Origin of the sequence: Frigoribacterium sp. 2-23, from assembly GCF_049601585.1 — a bacterium.
Classification (GTDB): Bacteria; Actinomycetota; Actinomycetes; order Actinomycetales; family Microbacteriaceae; genus Frigoribacterium.
The window spans coordinates 1,569,248-1,592,007 of sequence record NZ_CP187126.1 but is presented as its reverse complement, the minus strand read 5'-3'; the positions used below and the strand labels follow the sequence as shown (position 1 = coordinate 1,592,007).

At 68.3% G+C, this 22,760-nt stretch carries 19 protein-coding genes and 1 tRNA gene; 17 read left to right on the top strand and 3 right to left on the bottom strand.

What is annotated here, in order from left to right; translation table 11 throughout:
- The first annotated feature begins 12 nt into the window (after positions 1-12).
- The 9 genes from ACPEEZ_RS07505 (at position 13) to ACPEEZ_RS07465 (ending at position 12,681) form a co-directional block, all read left to right on the top strand.
- The gene (locus tag ACPEEZ_RS07505) at positions 13-279 is read left to right on the top strand and encodes a DUF6704 family protein (RefSeq protein WP_423924130.1); all 267 of its coding nucleotides are present in this window, start codon (positions 13-15) and stop codon (positions 277-279) included.
- On the top strand, positions 280-1,053 hold the full coding sequence (trpC, locus tag ACPEEZ_RS07500) for an indole-3-glycerol phosphate synthase TrpC (protein ID WP_423924129.1): 774 nt from the start codon (positions 280-282) through the stop codon (positions 1,051-1,053).
- Entirely contained in the window at positions 1,054-2,262 is a 1,209-nt protein-coding gene (trpB, locus tag ACPEEZ_RS07495) for a tryptophan synthase subunit beta (RefSeq protein ID WP_423924128.1), read from the top strand. It begins immediately after the preceding gene.
- Positions 2,259-3,065: a tryptophan synthase subunit alpha gene (gene trpA, locus ACPEEZ_RS07490; protein WP_423924127.1), complete on the top strand. Its 807-nt coding sequence runs from the start codon at positions 2,259-2,261 to the stop codon at positions 3,063-3,065. The genes trpB and trpA overlap by 4 nt, the downstream gene beginning before the upstream one ends.
- 60 nt (positions 3,066-3,125) lie before the next feature.
- Positions 3,126-4,127, top strand: a complete 1,002-nt coding sequence (gene lgt / locus ACPEEZ_RS07485) for a prolipoprotein diacylglyceryl transferase (protein ID WP_423924126.1) — start codon at positions 3,126-3,128, stop codon at positions 4,125-4,127.
- A gap of 236 nt (positions 4,128-4,363) precedes the next feature.
- Positions 4,364-8,941 (top strand): glutamate synthase large subunit, encoded by a 4,578-nt coding sequence (gene gltB / locus ACPEEZ_RS07480; RefSeq protein ID WP_423924125.1) that lies wholly within the window; start codon positions 4,364-4,366, stop codon positions 8,939-8,941.
- Entirely contained in the window at positions 8,934-10,391 is a 1,458-nt protein-coding gene (locus ACPEEZ_RS07475; protein ID WP_423924124.1) for a glutamate synthase subunit beta, read from the top strand. The genes gltB and ACPEEZ_RS07475 overlap by 8 nt, the downstream gene beginning before the upstream one ends.
- A gap of 73 nt (positions 10,392-10,464) precedes the next feature.
- Complete coding sequence (gene pyk / locus ACPEEZ_RS07470) at positions 10,465-11,913, top strand: pyruvate kinase (protein ID WP_423924123.1); 1,449 nt, start codon at positions 10,465-10,467, stop codon at positions 11,911-11,913.
- A gap of 147 nt (positions 11,914-12,060) precedes the next feature.
- The gene (locus ACPEEZ_RS07465) at positions 12,061-12,681 is read left to right on the top strand and encodes a hypothetical protein (RefSeq protein WP_423924122.1); all 621 of its coding nucleotides are present in this window, start codon (positions 12,061-12,063) and stop codon (positions 12,679-12,681) included.
- A gap of 138 nt (positions 12,682-12,819) precedes the next feature.
- Here the strand turns inward: ACPEEZ_RS07465 and ACPEEZ_RS07460 are convergent, their stop codons facing one another.
- Together ACPEEZ_RS07460 and ACPEEZ_RS07455 are read right to left on the bottom strand one after the other, a co-directional pair.
- Positions 12,820-13,023, bottom strand: coding sequence for a cold-shock protein (locus ACPEEZ_RS07460; RefSeq protein WP_055797427.1), 204 nt, complete (start codon positions 13,021-13,023; stop codon positions 12,820-12,822).
- A 392-nt stretch (positions 13,024-13,415) separates the two neighbouring features.
- A tRNA-Leu gene (locus ACPEEZ_RS07455) sits at positions 13,416-13,498 on the bottom strand.
- Between the two features lie 39 nt (positions 13,499-13,537).
- Between ACPEEZ_RS07455 and ACPEEZ_RS07450 the strand changes: the two genes are divergently transcribed.
- The gene (locus ACPEEZ_RS07450) at positions 13,538-14,146 is read left to right on the top strand and encodes an ANTAR domain-containing response regulator (RefSeq protein ID WP_423924121.1); all 609 of its coding nucleotides are present in this window, start codon (positions 13,538-13,540) and stop codon (positions 14,144-14,146) included.
- 72 nt (positions 14,147-14,218) lie between these two features.
- On the opposite strand, the gene ACPEEZ_RS07445 is transcribed toward ACPEEZ_RS07450, so the two are convergent.
- Positions 14,219-14,707: a PaaI family thioesterase gene (locus tag ACPEEZ_RS07445; RefSeq protein ID WP_423924120.1), complete on the bottom strand. Its 489-nt coding sequence runs from the start codon at positions 14,705-14,707 to the stop codon at positions 14,219-14,221.
- A 70-nt stretch (positions 14,708-14,777) separates the two neighbouring features.
- Between ACPEEZ_RS07445 and polA the strand changes: the two genes are divergently transcribed.
- The 7 genes from polA (at position 14,778) to ACPEEZ_RS07410 (ending at position 22,738) form a co-directional block, all read left to right on the top strand.
- Complete coding sequence (gene polA / locus ACPEEZ_RS07440) at positions 14,778-17,450, top strand: DNA polymerase I (RefSeq protein WP_423924119.1); 2,673 nt, start codon at positions 14,778-14,780, stop codon at positions 17,448-17,450.
- 220 nt (positions 17,451-17,670) lie between these two features.
- Positions 17,671-18,432, top strand: a complete 762-nt coding sequence (locus ACPEEZ_RS07435) for a DeoR/GlpR family DNA-binding transcription regulator (protein ID WP_423924118.1) — start codon at positions 17,671-17,673, stop codon at positions 18,430-18,432.
- Between the two features lie 144 nt (positions 18,433-18,576).
- Complete coding sequence (mtlA, locus tag ACPEEZ_RS07430) at positions 18,577-19,749, top strand: mannitol-specific PTS transporter subunit IIC (protein ID WP_423924117.1); 1,173 nt, start codon at positions 18,577-18,579, stop codon at positions 19,747-19,749.
- 25 nt (positions 19,750-19,774) lie between these two features.
- Positions 19,775-20,083 (top strand): PTS lactose transporter subunit IIB, encoded by a 309-nt coding sequence (locus ACPEEZ_RS07425; protein WP_423924116.1) that lies wholly within the window; start codon positions 19,775-19,777, stop codon positions 20,081-20,083.
- Positions 20,083-20,550, top strand: coding sequence for a PTS sugar transporter subunit IIA (locus tag ACPEEZ_RS07420; protein WP_423924115.1), 468 nt, complete (start codon positions 20,083-20,085; stop codon positions 20,548-20,550). The genes ACPEEZ_RS07425 and ACPEEZ_RS07420 overlap by 1 nt, the downstream gene beginning before the upstream one ends.
- A 177-nt stretch (positions 20,551-20,727) precedes the next feature.
- Positions 20,728-20,997 carry an HPr family phosphocarrier protein gene (locus ACPEEZ_RS07415; RefSeq protein ID WP_423924114.1) on the top strand — a complete coding sequence of 90 codons (270 nt, stop codon included), beginning with the start codon at positions 20,728-20,730 and terminating at the stop codon, positions 20,995-20,997.
- 43 nt (positions 20,998-21,040) lie between these two features.
- On the top strand, positions 21,041-22,738 hold the full coding sequence (locus ACPEEZ_RS07410) for a DUF885 domain-containing protein (RefSeq protein WP_423924113.1): 1,698 nt from the start codon (positions 21,041-21,043) through the stop codon (positions 22,736-22,738).
- The last annotated feature ends 22 nt before the right edge of the window (positions 22,739-22,760 follow it).

Below are 22,760 nucleotides of genomic sequence, written 5' to 3'. Positions count from 1 at the left end.
GCAAGGAGCACTGTGAGCAACCACACGACGAGCACGAAGCCCGCCGACGCCGAGCAGCACGAAGACCTCGGCCACGGCAACTCGCCGGCCGCCTGGACGGCCGTCGTCATCATGCTCGTCGCGTTCGCGATCGGCACGGTGGCCTTCTTCTTCAACCAGCCCATCGTCGTGTGGGCCTCCGTCGGTCTCCTGATCGTCGGTCTGATCGTCGGTGCGGTCCTCAAGAAGGCCGGTTACGGCGTCGGTGGCCACCGCTACGTCCAGAAGGCACACAACTAGGTGCTCGACGACCTGTTCGCCGGCGCTCTGGCCGACGCCGAGTCGCGTCGCGAGCGTCTGCCCCTCGCCGCGGTCGAGGCCTCGGCACTCGACCGTCCGGCCGCGCTCGACGCGCGCGCCGCGCTCGCCCCCGCCGACCGCGTGAAGATCATCGCCGAGGTCAAGAGGGCGAGCCCGTCCCGCGGCGACCTCTCCGACATCGCCGACCCCGCGTCCCTCGCCGTGTCGTACGCGACAGGCGGCGCCAGCGCGATCAGCGTCCTGACCGAGGGTCGCAAGTTCAAGGGCAGCCTCGCCGACCTCGAGGCCGTCCGCGCCGTGGTCGACGTCCCCGTCCTCCGCAAGGACTTCATCGCCGACCCGTACCAGGTCTTCGAGGCCCGGGCCGCGGGTGCCGACCTGGTGCTGCTCATCGTCGCCGGTCTCGAGCAGAAGCGCCTGGTCGAGCTCCACGATCTCGTCCTCGAGCTGGGCATGACGGCGCTCATCGAGACCCACTCCGCCGACGAGGTCGCGCGAGGTCTCGACGCGGGTGCCCAGGTACTCGGCGTCAACGCCCGCGACCTCACCACGTTCGAGCTCGACCAAGACCTGTTCGGCCGCCTGGCCGACTCGATCCCCCAGGGGGTCACCCGCGTGGCCGAGTCCGCCGTCCTGGCGCCGGCCGACGTGGCCCACTACCGCCGTTCCGGTGCCGACGTCGTCCTGGTGGGCGAGGCCCTCGTCACCCACGGCAATCCCGTCGACGCCCTCACCCGCTTCTTGGAGGTCTAGATGGCCCTGCGTGACCAGACCGGTCCCTATTTCGGCGACTTCGGCGGACGCTTCGTCCCCGAGTCCCTCGTCGCCGCCCTCGACGAGCTCGACGCGGCCTACAAGGCCGCAGCGGTCGATCCCGAGTTCGCCGCCGAGCTCACGGCGCTGCACGCGACCTACACGGGCCGCCCGTCGATCATCACCGAGGTGCCGCGTTTCGCGCAGCACGCCGGTGGGGCGCGGATCATCCTGAAGCGCGAAGACCTGAACCACACGGGGTCGCACAAGATCAACAACGTGCTCGGCCAGGCCCTCCTGGCCCGCCGCCTGGGCAAGACCCGCCTGATCGCCGAGACGGGCGCCGGTCAGCACGGCGTCGCCACCGCCACCGCCGCGGCCCTGTTCGGCATGGAATGCGTCGTCTACATGGGCGAGGTCGACACCGAGCGCCAGGCGCTCAACGTCGCCAGGATGCGCCTCCTCGGAGCCGAGGTCGTCTCGGTCACCACGGGGTCCCGCACCTTGAAGGACGCCATCAACGATGCCCTGCGCGACTGGGTGGCGAGCGTCGACACCACCCACTACGTCCTCGGCACGGTCGCGGGTCCGCACCCGTTCCCTGCCATGGTCCGCGACTTCCACAAGATCATCGGTGAAGAGGCCCGCCAGCAGGTCCTCGACCTCACGGGCGCGCTTCCCGACGCCGTGGCCGCCTGCGTCGGCGGCGGCTCGAACGCGATGGGCATCTTCCACGCCTTCCTCGACGACCCCTCGGTCGCCCTGTTCGGGTTCGAGGCCGGCGGCGACGGCGTCGAGACGGGCCGGCACGCCGCGTCCATCACGCTGGGGCGGGTGGGCAACCTGCACGGCGCCAAGTCGTACCTGATGCAGGACGAAGACGGCCAGACCGTCGACAGCCACTCGATCTCGGCCGGGCTCGACTACCCGAGCGTCGGCCCCGAGCACGCCTGGCTCGCCGAGACGGGTCGCGCGTCGTACATCCCGGTCACCGACACCGAGGCGATGGAGGCGTTCCGTCTCCTCACGCGGCTCGAGGGCATCATGCCCGCCATCGAGTCCGCGCACGCCCTGGCAGGGGCGCTGCAGCTCGGCCGCGAGCACCCCGACTGGACGATCCTGGTGTCCCTGAGCGGCCGCGGCGACAAGGACGTCGCGACCGCCAGCCGGTACTTCGGGGTCCTCGACGAAGAGGCGCAGCAACTGTGACGACATCGACCCACCCCGACAGCAAGGTCGGCTCCGCCATCCGGGCGCGGCGCGATGCCGGGTCGGGAGCCGTCATCGGCTACCTTCCCGTCGGGTTCCCGAACCTCGAGACGAGTATCGACGCCGCCGTGGCCCTGGCCGAGAACGGCATCGACGTCATCGAGTTGGGCCTGCCCTACTCGGACCCCGTGATGGACGGTCCGGTCATCCAGGCCGCCACCCAACGGTCGCTCGCCGAGGGCTTCCGGGTCCGCGACGTCTTCACCGCCGTGCGCGAGATCACGTCCCGGGTGTCGGCGCCGGTCGTCGTCATGACGTACTGGAACCCGGTCGAGCAGTACGGCGTCCAGCGGTTCGCCGACGACCTGGCAGCCGCCGGGGGAGCCGGTCTCATCACGCCCGACCTCATCCCCGACGAGGCCTCCTCCTGGATCACCGCTTCCGAGGCCGCCGGTCTCGACCGCGTCTTCCTCGCAGCACCGTCGTCCAGCGACGAGCGCCTGCGCCAGGCCGTGGAGAGAAGCCGAGGCTTCGTCTACACGGTCTCGACAATGGGCATCACGGGTGCGCGGTCCGACGTCGACTCGGCCGCCTCGACGCTCGTCGCTCGCCTTCGCGCCGTCGGTGTCGAGAACGCCTGCGTCGGACTCGGCATCTCGACCGCCCAGCAGGTGCGCGAGGTTCTGGAGTACGCCGACGGCGCGATCATCGGTTCGGCGTTCGTCCGCGCGCTGGCCGAGGGCGGCGTGCCCCGCCTCGCCGAGGTCGCGAGCGACCTGGCGTCGGGCGCTAGAGTCGTCTAGCGCCGGCGCGACCGCCAGGTCCGCCGACCATCCGTCCGCATCTGAAAGGCGACCCCGCTCGTGTCCCTCCCCTTGAGCATCCCCAGCCCCTCGGTCGATTGGCAGTACTTCGACCTCACGGGGTGGATCAACTCGACGTTCGGAGCCTCCCTGCCCGGGTCGTTGCGTATCCACGCATACGCCATCTGCATCCTGGTCGGCATCATCGCGGCGGTCCTGATCACGAACCGTCGCCTGACCAACCGTGGCGCCGAGAAGTGGGTCGTCATCGACGTCGCCATCTGGGCCGTCCCGTTCGGCATCGTCGGTGGTCGGTTCTTCCACGTCATCACGCACCCCGGTGACTACTTCGCCTCAGCCGACCAGTTCGTGCACGTCTTCTACATCTGGGAGGGCGGACTCGCCATCTACGGCGCGCTCATCTTCGGTGCCGTCGGCGTCTGGTTCGGCTGCCGCTTCTCGGGGCTCCGCTTCTCCGTCTTCGCCGACTCGCTCGCTCCCGGGCTCCTCGTCGCCCAGGCCTTCGGTCGTCTCGGCAACTACTTCAACCACGAGCTGTTCGGCATGCCGACCGATCTGCCCTGGGGGCTCGAGATCGAGTCCACCAACGCGGCCTACCCGACGGGTCTCCCGGCCGGCACACTGTTCCACCCGACCTTCCTGTACGAGATCATCTGGATGCTCGCCGGCGTCGCGATCCTCCTGCTCATCGAGCGCTCCACCCCGCTGCAATGGGGCAAGGCGATCGCGTTCTACTTCGTCTGGTACGGGATCGGACGCGCCTGGTTCGAGTCGATCCGCACCGATCCGAGCCTCCTCTTCTTCGGTATCCGCACGAACGTCTGGATGTCCTTCGCGGCCATCGTCCTGGGCGTCGTCATCTTCGTGGTCGCCTCGCGACGACACACCGGGCTCGTGCCGAACGCCTACGTCCCGGGTCGCGCGCCGGGGGAGCGCGACACTGCGCTAGACTCCGACGACACGTATACGGAAGACGACGAACCCGAGTCGGTCACCGTCGGTGGGGCGGACGACAAATCCAGTTCCGCACCGCGTTCCTGACGACTCCGTCTCCCGCCAGTCGGCTCCCGATCTCGTCGCGTAGCCTCCGTGTCGAGTACCACCTCACGATCGCCACAAGCGGTCAAGGCACCTGCAGAGCGCTACCAGCACCGCGCCACCACCGGGCAACGAACCTCCGCCCGGTGAGCATCTGACGACGACCCACCTGGGGCCGTCGACGCCTCGGGCCGACGTCGTCCCGCTTTGTATTGGATTTCTTCGTGAGGACGGACTCCATGGCCTTCACGCCAGCCCATCAGCAGTTCAGCGCGGTTCCCGCGGCCACGGGTCTCTACGACCCGGCGAACGAGAAAGACGCCTGCGGCCTCGCCATGGTGGCGACGCTGCGCGGCACCCCGGGGCACGACATCGTCGACGCCGCTCTGGGTGCCCTGCGCAACCTCGAGCACCGCGGTGCCGTCGGTTCCGACGCGGGCACCGGTGACGGCGCCGGCATCCTCTGCCAGGTGCCCGACGCTTTCCTCCGTGACGTCGTGGACTTCGAGCTGCCCGCAGCCGGCAGCTACGCCGTCGGAATCGCCTACCTGCCGACCGACGACCAGGAGCGCGCCGAGCAGAAGGCCGGCATCGAGCGCATCGCCGACCTCGAGCAACTCGACGTGCTGGGGTGGCGCGAGGTCCCCGTGCGCCCCGACGAGCTCGGCACGCTCGCCCGCAAGGCCATGCCGGCATTCGAGCAGCTGTTCGTCGCGAGTCGTCACCGCGACGCCTCGGGTGCGCCGTTTGCGGGCGTCGCCCTCGACCGGCAGGCCTTCCGCCTGCGGAAGCGCGCAGAACGCAAGCTCGGTGCCTACTTCACGTCGCTCGGCAGCCGCACCATGGTCTACAAGGGCATGGTCACGACGCTCCAGCTCGAGCCCTTCTACCCCGACCTCAGCGACGAGCGCTTCGCGTCCCGTCTCGCGATCGTGCACTCGCGGTACTCGACGAACACCTTCCCGTCGTGGCCCCTGGCCCAGCCGTTCCGCATGATCGCCCACAACGGCGAGATCAACACCGTGCGGGGCAACCGCAACTGGATGCGCGCGCGTCAGTCGCAACTCGAGTCCGAGCTGATCGGCGACCTCAAGCCCATCCTGCCGATCGTCAGCCCCGGCGCGAGCGACTCGGCCTCGTTCGACGAGGTCGTCGAGCTGCTCAGCCTGACCGGCCGGTCGCTGCCGCACGCCATCATGATGATGGTGCCCGAGGCCTGGGAGAACCAGGTCGGCATCGACCCGAAGCTCCGCGACTTCTACGAGTACCACTCCATGCTCATGGAAGCGTGGGACGGTCCCGCCGCGATCACGTTCACGGACGGCTCCTTCGTCGGCGCCACGCTCGACCGCAACGGGCTCCGCCCCGGCCGGTACCTCGTCACCGACGACGGCCTCGTGGTGCTTGCGAGCGAGATCGGTGTCCTCGGCATCGACCCGGCCCGGGTCGTCCGCAAGGGGCGCCTCCGTCCCGGCAAGATGTTCCTCGTCGACACGGACGAGGGCCGCATCGTCGAGGACGACGAGATCAAGCGCGATCTCGCCGCGTCCGAGCCGTACGGCGAGTGGCTCGACGAGGGACGCATCCACCTGAGCGACCTGCCGGAGCGCGAGCACATCGTGCACACGCCGGCGTCCGTGACACGACGCCAACGCACCTTCGGCTACACGGAGGAAGAGGTCCGCATCCTCCTGACGCCCATGGCGAAGACCGGTGCGGAGCCCCTCGGTGCGATGGGCAGCGACACACCGATCGCCGTCCTGTCCGGCCGGCCGCGCCTCCTGTTCGACTACTTCACGCAGCAGTTCGCCCAGGTGACGAACCCGCCGCTCGACTCGATCCGCGAGTCGGTGGTGACGTCGCTGAAGCTCGGCCTCGGCCCCGAGCGCAACCTGTTGGCGGCGACGCCCGAGCACGCGCGTCAGGTGATCCTCGACTTCCCGGTCATCGACAACGACGAGCTCGCGAAGATCCAGCACATCGACCCGAGCCCCGGGTCCCGACTCACCTCCACGATCCGAGGCCTCTACCGGGCCGACAAGGGACCGCGCGCCCTGGAGAAGCGCATCGCCGCCATGTGCGACGAGGTCGACGACGCCATCGAGGCGGGCGCCGAGTTCATCGTGCTGTCCGACCGCGACTCGAACAGCGACTTCGCGCCCGTGCCGAGCCTGCTGATGATCGCGGCCGTGCACCACCACCTGATCCGCACCGAGAAGCGCATGAAGGTCGGCCTGATCGTGGAGGCCGGCGACGTCCGCGAGGTGCACCACGTCGCGACGCTCATCGGCTACGGCGCCTCCGCCGTGAACCCGTACCTCGCCATGGAGACGTGCGAGAACCTGGTCCGGTCGGGCATGATCACGGGTATCTCTCCCGAGGACGCCGTGCACAACCTGATCAAGGCGCTCGGCAAGGGTGTGCTCAAGATCATGTCCAAGATGGGCATCTCGACGGTCTCGAGCTATGCCGCCGCCCAGGCTTTCGAGGCGGTCGGACTCAGCCAGGAGTTCGTCGACACGTACTTCACCGGCACCTCCACCATGCTCGGCGGCATCGGCATCGACGTCATCGCGGACGAGAACAAGCAGCGCCACACGAGCGCGTACCCGACCGACGGCTCGGTCATCGCCCACGAGCGTCTCGCGACCGGTGGCGAGTACCAGTGGCGTCGTGAGGGGCCGCCCCACCTGTTCAACCCGGACACGGTGTTCCGGCTGCAGCACGCGACGAGGACTCGCCGCTACGACATCTTCCGCGAGTACACGAAGCTGGTCGACGACCAGGCCGAGAACCTGATGACGCTGCGCGGGCTGTTCCAGCTCAAGCACGGTAGCCGTCCCGCGATCCCGCTCGACGAGGTCGAGCCGGTCGAGGCGATCGTCAAGCGCTTCTCGACGGGGGCGATGAGCTACGGCTCCATCTCCCAGGAGGCGCACGAGACCCTCGCCATCGCCATGAACCGTCTCGGTGGCAAGTCGAACACGGGTGAGGGTGGCGAGGACGTCGACCGCCTGCTCGACCCGGAGCGTCGCAGCGCCGTCAAGCAGGTCGCCTCCGGGCGGTTCGGCGTAACGAGCATGTACCTGACGCACGCCACCGACATCCAGCTCAAGATGGCGCAGGGCGCGAAGCCGGGCGAGGGTGGCCAGCTGCCCCCGACTAAGGTCTACCCGTGGGTCGCCCGCACCCGTCACGCGACGGCCGGCGTGGGCCTCATCTCGCCACCCCCGCACCACGACATCTACTCGATCGAAGACCTGAAGCAGCTGATCTTCGACGTCAAGCGTGCCAACCCCTCGGCGCGCGTGCACGTCAAGCTCGTGAGCCAGTCGGGCATCGGCGCCGTCGCCGCGGGTGTCACCAAGGCACTCGCCGACGTCGTCCTCGTATCCGGTCACGACGGAGGCACCGGCGCCAGCCCGCTCAACTCGCTGAAGCACGCCGGTACCCCCTGGGAGATCGGCCTCGCCGAGACGCAGCAGACCCTGATGCTCAACGGCATGCGCGACCGCGTGGTCGTGCAGGTCGACGGTCAGATGAAGACAGGGCGCGACGTCATCGTCGCGGCGCTGCTCGGCGGCGAGGAGTTCGGTTTCGCGACCGCACCGCTCGTCGTCTCGGGGTGCATCATGATGCGGGTCTGCCACCTCGACACCTGCCCCGTCGGCGTCGCGACACAGAACCCCGAACTGCGCGCCCGGTTCTCGGGCAAGCCCGAGTTCGTCGTCAACTTCTTCGAGTTCTTGGCACAGGAGGTCCGCGAGTATCTGGCTGCCCTCGGCTTCCGGACCCTCGACGAGGCCATCGGCCGGAGCGACCTGCTCGATGTCGACCGAGCGGTCGACCACTGGAAGGCCTCCGGCCTCGACCTCACCCCCGTCCTGGTCGGGCCGACCTTCGATGAGCACGAGCCCCGCCGCAACTACGTCGGTCAGGACCACGAGCTCGAGAAGCACTTCGACGTGCAGCTGATCGCCGAGAGCGCGGACGTCCTGGAGAACGGCGGCTCGATCGCGATCTCCCGCACGATCCGCAACACGGAACGCGCCGTGGGTACGATGCTCGGCCACGAGGTGACCGTCCGACACGGCGAGCACGGCCTCCCCGACGGCAGCATCGACATCACGCTCACCGGGTCCGCAGGGCAGTCGCTCGGGGCCTTCCTGCCGGCGGGCATCACCCTGCGCCTCATCGGCGACAGCAACGACTACGTGGGCAAGGGCCTCTCGGGCGGGCGCATCGTCGTCCGTCCCGACCACGCCAGCACCTTCGTCGCCGAGGACAACGTGATCGCCGGTAACGTGATCGGCTACGGCGCGACCCAGGGCAGCATGTTCATCCGCGGCATCGTGGGGGAGCGCTTCCTGGTCCGCAACTCGGGTGCCAGCGCGGTCGTCGAGGGCGTCGGCGACCACGCCCTGGAGTACATGACCGGTGGTCTGGCCGTCATCCTCGGCGACACCGGACGCAACCTCGGTGCCGGTATGAGCGGTGGCACGGCCTACGTGCACCGGCTGCAGAGTGAGCGTGTCAACCCCGACTCGCTCGCCTCGGGCGAGCTCGAGCTGCACCCGCTCGGCAGCGCCGACGTCGAGATCCTGCGCGATCTCCTGACACAACACAGGGCCGAGACGGGTTCACCCGTCGCGGAGCGCCTGCTCGCCGGCTTCGACGAGGCCGTGCAGGACTTCGTGAAGGTGCTGCCGCGTGACTACGCCGCCGTCCTCGCCACCCGGCAGACGGCCGTCGACGAGGGACTCGACCCCGACGGCGACGAAGCATGGAAGAGAATCTTGGAGGTGACTGGTGGCTGATCCGAAGGGCTTCCTCAAGACCCAGAAGCGCGAGCTCCCGAAGCGTCGTCCGGTGTCCGTCCGATTGATGGACTGGAAAGAGGTCTACGAGCAGCAGGAGTCGGGCGAGCTCCGCCGCCAGGCGGGCCGCTGCATGGACTGCGGTGTCCCGTTCTGCCACCAGGGCTGCCCCCTCGGCAACCTCATCCCCGAGTGGAACGACCTCATGTGGCGGGGCGAGGGGCGCCAGGCCATCGAGCGTCTGCACGCGACGAACAACTTCCCCGAGTTCACGGGCCGGCTCTGCCCGGCTCCCTGCGAGGCGTCCTGCGTGCTCGGCATCAACCAGCCGCCGGTGACGATCAAGCAGGTGGAGGTCTCGATCATCGATCAGGCCTTCGCGAGCGGATGGGTCACACCGCACCCGCCCCAGCGCCTCACGGGCAAGACGGTGGCCGTCGTCGGATCCGGCCCCGCCGGACTCGCCGCCGCCCAGCAGCTGACCCGGGCCGGACACACCGTCGCGGTCTACGAGCGGGAAGACCGTATCGGCGGTCTGCTCCGTTACGGCATCCCCGACTTCAAGATGGAGAAGAAGCAGATCGAGCTCCGGCTGTCGCAGATGCGAGCCGAGGGGACCCGCTTCCGTGCCGGTGTCGAGATCGGCCGCGACATCACGTGGGACGACCTGCGTGCCCGCTACGACGCCGTCGTGGTCGCCACCGGTGCCACCGTGCCCCGCGATCTCGCCATCCCCGGGCGCGACCTGCCGGGCGTGCACTTCGCCATGGACTACCTCGTGCAGCAGAACCGCATCGGCGCGGGCGACACCGTCGCCGACCAGATCTCGGCCGAGGGCAAGCACGTCGTCGTCCTGGGCGGTGGCGACACCGGCGCCGACTGCATCGGCACCGCGCACCGCCAGGGTGCCCTCAGCGTCACGAACCTCGCGATCGGCAAGCAGCCGCCGGCCGAACGCCCGGACTCGCAGCCGTGGCCGATGTTCCCGACCCTGTTCGAGGTCTCGAGCGCGCACGAAGAGGGGGGCGAACGCGTCTACCTCGCCTCGACGGTGGAGTTCCTCAAGAACGAGGTCGGCGAGGTCCGGGCCATCCGGGTCGCCGAGACCGAGTACGTCGACGGTCGTCGCGTGCCCAAGGCCGGCACCGAACGCGAGATCCCCGCCGACCTGGTGCTGCTCGCACTGGGCTTCACGGGTCCCGAGCGGGAGGCTCTCGAGCAGCAGCTGAGCGTTCCGTTCGACGACCGCGGCACTCCAGAACGCAACGGCTCGTACGAGACCAGCCAGCCGGGCGTCTTCGTGACCGGTGACGCCGGCCGTGGTCAGTCCCTCATCGTGTGGGCCATCGCCGAGGGTCGTGCGACGGCCTCGGCCGTCGACACGTATCTCGAGGGATCCACCGTCCTGCCATTTCCCGTTCGTCCGACGGATCACTCCATTTCGGTCTGAGCTTCACCCGAGCGGGAATAGGGTGGAGTGACGGGCCTCTCGTCCACCTCCATCCCTCCACACGAAGGAACACATGAGACGCGCAAAGATCGTCGCCACCCTCGGGCCGGCGACGTCGAGCTACGACGACATCCGAGCCATCATCGACGCCGGTGTCGACGTGGCTCGTATGAACCTCAGCCACGGCAGCTACGACGTCCACGAGGGCGTCTACGCCAACGTCCGCAAGGCCTCGGACGACTCCGGTCGCGCGGTCGCGGTCCTGGTCGACCTGCAGGGGCCGAAGATCCGGCTCGGCAAGTTCAGCGACGGGCCGCACGACCTGGCCGTCGGCGACGTCTTCAAGATCACGACGGACGACATTCTCGGCACGAAGGAGATCTGCGGCACGACGTTCAAGGGTCTGCCCCAGGACGTCGCCCCCGGCGACCCGCTGCTGATCGACGACGGTCGTGTCAAGCTGCGCGTCCTCGAGACCGATGGCACCGTCGTCACCACCGAGGTGGTCGTCGCGGGCACCGTCTCGAACAACAAGGGCATCAACTTGCCCGGCGTCGCTGTCAACGTACCTGCGCTGTCCGACAAGGACGAGGCGGATCTGCGCTGGGGCCTCAAGCTCGGTGCCGATCTGATCGCGTTGTCGTTCGTCCGCGATGCCGACGACGTCGACCGCGTGCACGAGATCATGGCCGAAGAGGGCCGCCGTGTCCCGGTGATCGCGAAGATCGAGAAGCCCCAGGCGGTCGACAACCTCGAGGCCATCATCGACGCGTTCGACGGCATCATGGTCGCCCGCGGCGACCTCGGTGTCGAGTTGCCCCTCGAGGCCGTCCCGATCGTGCAGAAGCACGCCGTCGAGTTGTCGCGCCGCATGGCGAAGCCCGTCATCGTGGCGACCCAGATGCTCGAGTCCATGATCTCGAGCCCGATTCCGACGCGCGCCGAGACGTCCGATGTCGCTAACGCCGTCCTGGACGGCGCGGACGCCGTCATGCTGAGCGGCGAGACCAGCGTCGGCGAGTACCCCGTGATCACGGTCCAGACCATGGCGCGCATCGTGACCTCCACCGAAGAGCACGGTCTCGAACGGATTCCTCCGCTCGGCACGAAGCCGCGCACCCAGGGCGGTGCGATCACGCTCGCGGCCGCCGATGTGGCCGACTTCGTCCAGGCGAAATTCCTGTGCGTCTTCACGGAGTCGGGTGATTCCGTCCGACGGATGTCGCGCCTCCGGCACTCCATCCCGATCCTCGCCTTCACGCCGACCGAGGCGATCCGTCGACGCATGGCCGTCAGCTGGGGTGTGCAGTCGTACCTCGTCGAGACGGTGACGCACACCGACGCGATGTTCGCGCAGGTGGACGACATCCTGCTGGGTCATGACCTGGCCGAGGTCGGCGACAAGGTCATCGTCATCGCGGGTTCCCCTCCCGGGATCTCGGGCTCGACGAACGACCTGCGCGTGCACCGGGTCGGCGACGCCCACGGCGAGGCCGCACCGGCCTACGCCGCGAAGCCGTAGCCCGTTCCGCGACACCGTCACGACGGCCGGTCCCTCTGGGGGCCGGCCGTCGTCGTCGTCCGGGTCCGTCATCGAGGCCGTCGTCCAGTCGAGTGATTCGCGGCCCACGCCCAGGCGATCCACCTCCCACGCTCGTAGCATCGGCCCATGGCCATCGGCGTCGAGCACCCGTCCTGTTTCTCGATCGAGAAACGGCTCTTCGTCGTGCCCTCGTGGTCGCCCTACGGAGTGGCCGAGACCCGGCAGAGTTGGATCGATGCACGCGGTACGGCGCTGCCCGACCGAGGCGTACGCCCCCTGCGGAGCATCGTCATCGGTGCCCTCGGGGGAGGGCTCGTCCTGGCCACGACCGCGATCACGACCTGGGGAGTCGGCGATGTACTGGAGGCGGCCATGCTCTTCGTCGTCGGAAGCGCCGTGGGGGCGGTCCTCGCGCTGGGCGTCCGCACCCTCGTGGCGACGGAGAAGCGGGGGCGGGTCACACGGGCGGCGGCACCGTTGCCTGCCGTCGAGATCCCGCTCGATGTCGCCCGGGCGGCGCCCGACGACAGCTCGGATGACGAACTGATCCTCTGGGCGACGCGGGTGGTCCGGTTCCGGTACCTGCAGGAGGCGATGGCCACGCGGTCGCGCCTGTCCGGTGCCCGGAGCGCGACGCCCGGCTCGCTCGATCCGAGCGAGGAGGAGCCGCTCTCGTCGGAGGCCTACCGATCGGCGCAGGCGGACTACGAACCCGTAGCGCGCCTCCTCGGTTTGACGCTTCCCTGAGCCCGTGTGGGCCTGAGCGAGCGGGCGCGATCGAACGTGCGTACGAGAAAGGCCCCGAGCCGCTTACGCGGTTCGGGGCCTTCGTTCGAACGTCGTCACGGATGACGACGATCATCGGGCCTCGAGGACCCGACCGAGTCAGATGACGCGGATGTTCTCGGCCTGCAGGCCCTTGTTGCCCTGCGCGGTGTCGAACTCCACCTTCTGGTTCTCTTCCAGGTTGCGGTAGCCGTCGCCGGCGATCGCGGAGAAGTGTGCGAACACGTCAGTGGATCCGTCGTCGGGGGTGATGAAGCCGAAGCCCTTTTCGGAGTTGAACCACTTCACGGTGCCTGTTGCCATTTTTTCTGTTCCTTTTTCAGAGTTGTCGACCTCGATTTCGAGATCGCTCGTCGCGGTGCCTTTTTGTCCGCTCCCTCTGAGAACGACACTGCCGTCTTCGATCCTCTCGAATCGCGTCCGACCTGTCGCGAGATACAAATGCGTAACACAACAACCAGTCGCGCCAGCCTACTGCACGGTCGGGCCGGTCACACCACCTCGATCGACATTTCTGGGAATCCGGGTGGGAAACCATCCGGTGTCACCCGCGGGGGGCCAGCCGAGGCACCCGGGCGATGATGCGTCGACACGCAGCGCGCTGCCCGACGAATCGTGTCGGGAGGGAGGTACGAGTGGCGGCACGGACGCGACGGGAGGAGTCACCGTCTGCGGCTCTGCGCCCGAAGTCTTTGTGCCGGATGTGGGACTTGAACCCACACGTCCTCTCGAACAGAGCATTTTGAGTGCCCCGCGTCTGCCATTCCGCCAATCCGGCGCACAACAACCAGAGTCACAATACCGTAGGCTTTTGCTCGTGAGTGACCAGGAAGCAACCTCAGCAGCACCCCGTCGCGTCGTCGTCGCCGAAGATGAATCCCTCATCCGGCTCGACATCGTCGAGATCCTCCGCGACAACGGTTTCGAGGTGGTGGGCGAGGCCGGTGACGGCGAGACGGCCGTCGCTCTCGCGACGGAGCTTCGCCCGGATCTCGTCATCATGGACGTCAAGATGCCTCAGCTCGACGGCATCTCCGCGGCCGAGAGGCTGACGAAGGCGCACATCGCGCCCGTCGTCCTGCTCACCGCCTTCAGTCAGAAGGAACTCGTCGAGCGGGCGAGCGAGGCCGGAGCCCTGGCCTACGTCGTGAAGCCCTTCACCCCCAACGACCTGCTGCCCGCGATCGAGATCGCCCTGTCCCGGTACTCGCAGATCATCACGCTCGAGGCCGAGGTGGCCGACCTGGTCGAGCGCTTCGAGACCCGCAAGCTCGTCGACCGTGCCAAGGGCCTGCTGAACGAGAAGATGGGCCTCACCGAGCCCGAGGCGTTCCGCTGGATCCAGAAAGCCTCCATGGATCGCCGTCTGACCATGCACGACGTGGCACAGGCCATCATCGAGCAGCTCAGCGCCAAGAAGGCCTGAGCACCCCCGCTGCACTCACACGACGGCCCGTCACCTCGGAGGTGGCGGGCCGTCGCGCGTCGTGGGCCTGCGTCAGGAGGGCTCGTCCGTGAGGATGTTGGTGATGCGGACGGTCGAGAGGCGGCGCCCTCGTTCGTCCGTCATGACGATCTCGTGGGTCGCCAGGGTCCGGCCGAGGTGGATCGCCGTGCAGGTGCCCGTCACCCACCCCGAGGCGGCGGACCGGCTGTGACTGGCGTTCAGCTCGATGCCCATCGCGATCCGTCCCGGACCGGCGTGCACGTTGGCCGCGATCGATCCGAGCGTCTCGGCGAGGACGACGTGGGCTCCGCCGTGCAGGATGCCGACCGGTTGCGTGTTGCCGACGACGGGCATCCGTCCCACGGCACGATCGGCGCTCATCTCGAGGATCTCGATGCCCATCTTCTCGGCCAGGGCACCGACGCCACGTCTCGAGAACAGCTGCTCGGCGGAGGCGCTGAGCCGCGCCTCCGGCTTCACGGTGCGGGTCGCGTCGTTGGCGTCAACGGCTGCGGCGGTCTCGGACGGCGTCTCGCTCATGGTTCTCCGGTGGTCGGGGCGGGTGATCCTCGCCCCGAGCAGTGTCGGAGGCGCCCGCTAGGCTGACGGGGTGTCGGACGAAGCAAAGCCTACCCTCCTGGTCATCGACGGTCATTCCCTTGCATTCCGGGCGTTCTACGCCCTGCCGGTCGACAGTTTCGTCAACCGCGAGGGGCAACACACGAACGCTATCCACGGCTTCATCTCGATGCTGTTGAGCCTCGTGAAGGCGGAGAAGCCGACCCATCTCGCCGTGGCGTTCGACATCTCGCGCTTCTCCTTCCGCACCCGCGAATACCCCGAGTACAAGGGCACCCGGTCCGAGACCCCGGTCGAGTTCGTCGGGCAGATCCCCCTGCTGCAAGAGGCCCTGCATTCGATGGGCATCACGACCATCACGAAAGAGGACTTCGAGGCGGACGACATCCTCGCGACGTTGGCCGTCCGCGGGCGGGCCGACGGCTACCGTGTGCTCGTCGTCTCGGGCGACCGCGACGCCATCCAGATGGTCAACGACGACGTCACCCTGCTCTACCCGTCGGCACGAGGCGTCAGCGAGCTCACCCGCTACGACCGTGACAAGGTGTTCGAGCGCTACGGCATCGAGCCCCATCAATACCCCGAGATCGCCGCCCTCGTCGGCGAGACGAGCGACAACCTCATCGGCATCGACAAGGTGGGGGAGAAGACCGCGGTCAAGTGGATCAACCTCTACGGCAGCCTCGACGAGGTGATCGCGCACGCCGACGACATCAAGGGTGTGGTGGGCGACAAGCTGCGCGAACAGAAAGACCGTGCCATCCGCAACAGACGGCTGAACCGCCTCGTCACCGACGTCGAGCTCCCTGTCGGTCCCGGCGACCTCGATCGCCGCCCCATCGACGAGGCGGCCGTCCGCGAGCTGTTCGACAAGCTGCAGTTCCGCACACTGCTCGAGCGGGTGCTGAAGCTCGCGGAAACCGAGAACCCCGCCGGCGCGGGCACGACCACGGTCGATGCCGTCGAAGCCCCGTCGGGTCTGCCGGTCGTGCGCACCCTGGTCGACGAAGAACTCGCGTTCTGGTTGAAGAAGAACGCGTCCGACCCGGCCGCGCCCGTCGGGCTCGCCGTCGAGTACGGCGGTGACAGCATCGTCGGGCTCGGCATCTCCTCGCACGACGAATCCGCTTACATCCCCTGGGCGACGGGGCGCGGCGACTACGTGGCCCTCGAAGCATGGCTCGACGACTCCACCCCGAAGGTGCTGCACGACGCGAAGCGCGCCTACAAGGCCCTGTCCAAGGCGGGTCTCCCGCTCACGGGTATCGTCGGCGACACGCGGGTGGCAGCCTGGCTCCTCCGCCCGGGGCGAACCTCCTTCGCGTTGTCCGACCTGGTCTACGAGCAACTCGGTGAGACGTTGCCGGTGGGCGACCCGAACCAGCTCGTCCCCACCGACGATCAGATCGGGGTCGCGACCGAGGCGTGGTACGCACTGCGCCTGTCCGAGTCGCTCGTGGAGGCACTCGACGAGGGCTCGCGCTCCGTCCTGACCGACATCGAGATCCCCTTGGTTCGCGTTCTCGGCGACATGGAGCTCACCGGGGTCGCGACCGACCGTCCGGCCCTGGCGGCCCTGTCCACCCGGCTCGGCGAGACCGCGGCAGGTCTCGCGACCGACGCCTTCGCCGAGATCGGCCGAGAGGTCAACCTCGGTTCGCCCAAGCAGCTGCAGGAGGTCCTCTTCGAGCAGCTCGAGATGCCCAAGACTCGTGCCACCAAGACCGGCTACTCGACCGACGCGGCCTCGCTCGCCGATCTGCAGGAGAAACATCCCCATCCCTTCCTCGACCTGCTGCTCAAGCATCGGGACGCGACGAAGCTCCGGCAGATCATCGACACACTGGAGAAGGCGGTCGACGACAACGGGCGCATCCACACGACGTACGACCAGACGGGCACGACCACCGGGCGGATCTCGTCCGTCGACCCGAACCTCCAGAACATCCCGGTCAAGGCCGCCGTCGGCCGTGAGATCCGTGCCGCCTTCGTCCACGGTCCTGACTACCAGACCCTGCTCACGGCCGACTACTCGCAGATCGAGATGCGCATCATGGCCCACCTGTCGGGCGACGAGGGCCTCATCACGGCCTTCAACGAGGGCGAGGACCTGCACCGCTTCGTCGGTGCCCGTATCTTCGGCGTCGAGCCTGTCGACGTGACTCCGGCGATGCGCACCAAGGTGAAAGCCATGTCCTACGGTCTCGCCTACGGACTCAGCGCCTTCGGCCTCTCCAAGCAGCTCCGCATCGAGAGCTCGGAGGCGAAGCAACTGATGACGGATTACTTCACCCGCTTCGGGGCCGTCCGCGACTACCTGCGCAACGTCGTCGAGAAGGCCAGGGAGGACGGCTACACGGAGACGATCTTCGGTCGTCGGCGACCATTCGGGGACCTCCGTTCGCCGAACCGTGTCGTCCGCGAGAACGCCGAACGCGCGGCGCTCAACGCACCGATCCAGGGCTCGGCGGCCGACATCATGAAGATCGCCATGCTCGGTGTCCGTGCAGAGCTCGACGAGCGCGAGATGGCGTCGCGCGTCCTGCTCCAGGTCCATGACGAGATGATCGTCGAGGTCGCATCGGGTGAGCTCGACGTGGTCGGCGACATCGTCCGCCGCCGGATGAGCGGCGCCGCATCCCTGAAGGTGCCGCTCGACGTCAGCGTGGGCACTGGACCGAGCTGGGACGCAGCCGCCCACTGAGACCCGCTGCCCCCGTTCGGGGGCTTCCGAGCGTGTCCGTTTCCTCGCCCGATCAGGAGAATCGAGTCGAGCCGGGTCGGAACGGACACGTCTCGACGCGTCGCCTTGACACCCGGGTCGAAACGGACTTATATAAGCCCGCAACAATACGCCAATACCGTTCTTCCCTGTGAATACGCTCCGCCCCGAAGCTGGTCCGTATCCCGACGATGAGGTCCCGATGTACGCACCCGAGCGTCACCAGCAGATACTCGAGACGGCCCGCTCGCGCGGCCGTGTCGAGGTCGCCGGTCTCGCGCGCGAGCTCGCGGTCACGCCCGAGACGGTCCGGCGCGACCTGACCGCGTTGGAGCGTCGAGGCGTCCTCCGCCGGGTCCACGGGGGAGCCATCGCCGTGGAGCGCCTCGGCATCGAGCCTCATGTGTCCGACCGCGAGGGAGCGTCCGCCGGCGAGAAGGAGCGCATCGCAAGAGCTGCGCTGGACGAACTCCCCGACGGGGGCTCCGTCATCATCGACGCCGGGACGACGACCGTGCGCTTCGCCGAGTTCCTCCCGCTCGACCGCGAGCTGACCGTCGTGACGCACTCGCTGCCCGTCGCCAACGTGCTCGTCTCACGGCCGAATGTCACCCTGCACCTGCTCGGCGGGATCGTGCGGGGCCGCACGCTGGCCGCCGTGGGGGAGTGGACCCGCCTGCAGATCGCCGACGTCTTCGCCGACGTCGCCATCATGGGCACCAACGGCCTCTCGGCCGAGCGAGGGCTCACGACCCCCGACCTCGCGGAGGCGCGGATCAAGAAGGCCCTCATGGCCGCGTCCCGGAGGACGGTCATCCTGACCGATCACACGAAGTTCGGACGCGAGGACTTCGCCCGGGTGGCCGCACTGTCCGAGATCGACACGATCATCACCGACAGCGGCGTCGACCCCGACCTGGCCGACGACGTCGAACGCGCCGGCCCCCGAGTGGTGATCGTGTGATGTCGACCGCGCTCCCCACCCCCAAGAACGTTCGTCTGGTCACGCAACCCGACTGCGACCGGCACTTCGCCGAACCGAGCACCACCTCCCACCCTGCACAATTCCACGACGCTCATCACTGAGTACGAAGGAGTACCCCCCACCATGTCCGAATTCACCCCCGCGGTCACCGGTACCGGTGCCCGCGCGCGCGTCCAGCGCTTCGGAGGCTTCCTGGCCGGGATGGTCATGCCGAACATCGGCGCGTTCATCGCCTGGGGCCTCATCACGGCCCTCTTCATCCCCACCGGCTGGACCCCGAACGCGACGATCGCCCTGATCGTCGGTCCGATGATCACGTTCCTGCTGCCGATCCTCATCGCCTACACGGGTGGTCGCATGGTCCACGGCCAGCGCGGTGCCGTCATCGCCGCCATCGCCGTCATGGGTGTCGTCGTCGCGACCGACAAGCCGCAGTTCCTCGGCGCGATGATCGTCGGCCCGATCGCGGCCCTGCTGCTCAAGCAGTTCGACAAGCTGATCGACGGCCGCATCAAGTCCGGCTTCGAGATGCTGGTCAACAACTTCTCGCTCGGAATCTTCGGTGGCGCCTTCGCGATCGGTGCGTTCTTCGGTATCGCCCCGATCACCACGGCGTTGACCAACGCCCTGGGAGGCGCGGTCGACTTCCTGGTCGAGCGGGGCCTGCTCCCGCTCGCCTCGATCATCATCGAGCCGGCCAAGATCCTGTTCCTGAACAACGCCATCAACCAGGGAATCCTCACGCCGCTGGGCGCCGCGCAGGCGCAGGACGCCGGCAAGTCGATCCTCTTCATGCTCGAGTCGAACCCCGGCCCCGGCCTCGGCATCCTGCTGGCCTTCCTGTTCTTCGGCCCGCGTGCCATCCGTCCGTCGGCTCCCGCGGCCATCATCGTGCAGTTCTTCGGTGGCATCCACGAGATCTACTTCCCCTACGTGCTGATGAAGCCGATCCTCGTGCTCGGTGCCATCGCCGGTGGCGCCACCGGCATCGCCTGGTTCTCGCTCACGCACGTCGGACTGGTCGCCAGCCCCTCGCCCGGCAGCATCATCGCCTACGCGGCGGTCTCGGCTCGTGGAGACTTCCCCGTGATCCTGGTGGGTATCCTGCTGTCAGCGGCGGTCTCGTTCGTCGTCTCGTCCCTCCTCATGGGCTTCGGTCGCCGGGAGAAGCGCGAGGCCGACCTCGAGGACGCCGACGCTCAGAAGGCAGCACTCGCCGACGCGCAGGCTGCCACCGCCTCCAACAAGGCGACGAGCAAGGGCACGAACGTCGGCACACCCAGCTCGACGAACTAGCAGCAACCGATCCAAGGAGACTGAAATGGCAACCCTCGACGGAGCCAACATCAAGAAGCTGATCGTCGCGTGCGACGCCGGTATGGGTAGCAGTGTGATGCTGGCCTCGACGCTGAAGAAGCAGCTCAAGAAGAGCGGCGTCACCGTCGAGCACTCGCCGGTCAACTCCATCCCGAGCGACGCCGACGTCGTGGTCACGCAGAACAATCTGGCCGAGCGTGCCCGCGGCGTCGTCCCGGACGTGCCGGTCGTCCCGTTCCAGCTCTTCATGGGCGACCCGAACGTGGCGAAGGTCGTCAAGGCGATCCAGGACGGCGCGACGGTCGAGATCTGATGAGCGACGAACAAGCACCCGCCCTGACAGCTCTCCTCGCCGAGTCGTCCATCCGACTCGACGAGGCGGCGGCGACACGCGACGATGCCATCCGCAAGACGGGGCAGGCCCTCATCGACGCGGGTGCGATCGACGAGTCGTACGTCGACGCGATGTTCGAGCGTGAGAACTCCGTGTCCACCTACGTCGGCGAGGGTGTGGCGATCCCGCACGGCACCCTCGCCGGCAAGGACTCGGTCAAGGAGGACGCTCTCGTCGTCCTGCGCTTCCCGACGCCCGTCGACTGGGACGGCAACGACGTCTCGGTCACGGTGGGCATCGCGGCGAAGGGCAACGGCCACATCGCGATCCTGAGTCAGCTCGCCAGCATCCTGCTCGACCCCGAGAAGGCGGCTGCCCTCCGAGGTGCCACGACGACGGCCGAGGTCTACTCGCTGCTCGAGTCGACCGACGACGACGACGACTGACAGCCGACCGCTCGGTGACGAGCGTCCACCGGGCGACCCCGGGTGTCGCGTGTCTCGATGAGACATCGACCCCGGGGTCTCCCGTCCGTGGGAGGTCCCCGAGACCATCCCACGCGACCGACCATCGGCGTCCAACCGGTCGCCGAGAAGACCAGATGGTCCCCAGAAGGAGAAGAAATGCCCGAACGTACCGTCACCGTCGCCTCCAGCGTCGGCCTCCACGCCCGTCCTGCGTCGCTGTTCAGCCAGGCCGCCGGAAAGACCGGCGCGAAGGTCACCCTGACCTCGCCCGCCGGTAAGAGCGTCAATGCCGCGAGCATCCTCGGCGTCCTCTCGCTCGGCATCGGTCACGGCGACGAGGTCGTCATCGCCACCGAGGGCGACAACGCCGAGGCCGCCCTCGACGAGCTCGTCGCCCTGCTGTCGACTGACCTCGATAAGGACTAGAACGTAGGAGGCTCGTGTCGGTCGTGCCGCCTAGGCTCGGTTCATGACCGACACGAGCTCCGTTCCCGTCCCACCCCACCGCGAGGCGACCCCCGTCGACGCCATCGCCGAACGGTGGGTCGACTCGCTCGTCGAGACGGATCCGACCGTCGCGACCTGGATCGGTCGATCCGGAGCCGCCAGCGGCTACCGCGACTACTCGCCCGACGGGCACGAGCGCTATCTCGACGGCGTCCGACGAACGCTGACGGAGCTCCGCGACACCCCGCCTCGCGACGCGGTCGACGACGTCACCCGTCGTGACCTCGAGGCCGATCTCTCGCTCGACGTCGAATACGCCGATCGACGCCTCCACCTCCGCGACCTCAACGTCATCGCCTCGCCCGTGCAGGCGATCCGCGAGGTATTCGATCTCATGCCCACCGCCTCCCCGTCCGACTGGGCCGCGGTCGCGGCTCGCCTCGCAGCAGTCCCCACGGCCATCGACGGCTATCGCGAGACCCTTCGACTCGGCATCGCCGAGGGCGTCGTCCCGGCCCTGCGCCAGGTCGAGAAGGTCGCCGACCAGTGCCGTCGCATCGGCGACGCCCAGGGGTTCTTCATCGCTCTCGCCGACGGCGCACGACTCGATGACGGCTCGACTCCAACCGAGTCCCTTCAATCGGACCTGACCCGGGGCGCGCGGGCCGCCGCGGACGCCTACCTCGGCCTCGAGACCTTCCTCCATGACGAACTCGCCGGCGTGGCCGAGATGGACGACGCCGTCGGTCGCGATGCCTACGAGCTGCACTCCCGTCGGTTCCTCGGCGCCACGGTCGACCTCGACGAGACCTACGAGTGGGGTCTCGACGAACTGGCCCGGATGACGGCCGAACAGGAGGCGATCGCGAGGTCCATCGAGCCGGGTGCGTCCGTCCAGCGGGCCATCGCCGTCCTCGACGCCGACCCGGCGCGACAGCTCGACGGTCCCGAGGCCCTCCAGCGCTGGATGCAGCGCCTGAGCGACGCCGCCGTGGCCGATCTCGGTCGCCACCAGTTCGACATCCCCGAACCGGTGCGCCGACTGGAGTGCATGATCGCCCCGACCAACGAGGGCGGCATCTACTACACGAGTCCGAGCGACGACTTCAGCCGTCCCGGGCGCATGTGGTGGTCCATCCCCGAAGGGGTGACCCGCCTGACGACCTGGCGCGAGACGACGACGGTCTACCACGAAGGCGTGCCCGGTCACCACCTGCAACTGGGCCAGGCGGTATACAACCGTGAGACCCTCAACACGTGGCGACGTCAGCTCGCCGGGTCGTCCGGGCACGCCGAGGGCTGGGCCCTCTACGCCGAGCGGCTGATGGACGAGCTCGGGTACCTGTCGGACCCCGGCGATCGCCTCGGCATGCTCGACGGGCAACGCATGCGGGCGGCCCGGGTCGTGCTCGACATCGGCGTGCACCTGCGGAAGCCCTTTCCCGGGGGTGGCGGGTCCTGGGACGCGAGCAAGGCGCTGGCCTTCATGACGGAGAACGTCAACATGGACGCAGGCTTCGTCCGGTTCGAGGTCGACCGTTATCTCGGGTGGCCGGGGCAGGCTCCCTCGTACAAGGTCGGACAACGCATCTGGGAGGACCTCCGCGCCGAGCGGGCCCGGCGCGACGGAGCGGCATTCGACGTCCGCGCGTTCCACCGCGATGCCCTCCGCCTCGGCGGTGTGGGACTCGACACGCTCCGCTCCGCCGTACTCGCCTGACCTCGTCGACGTGCCCGAGGAG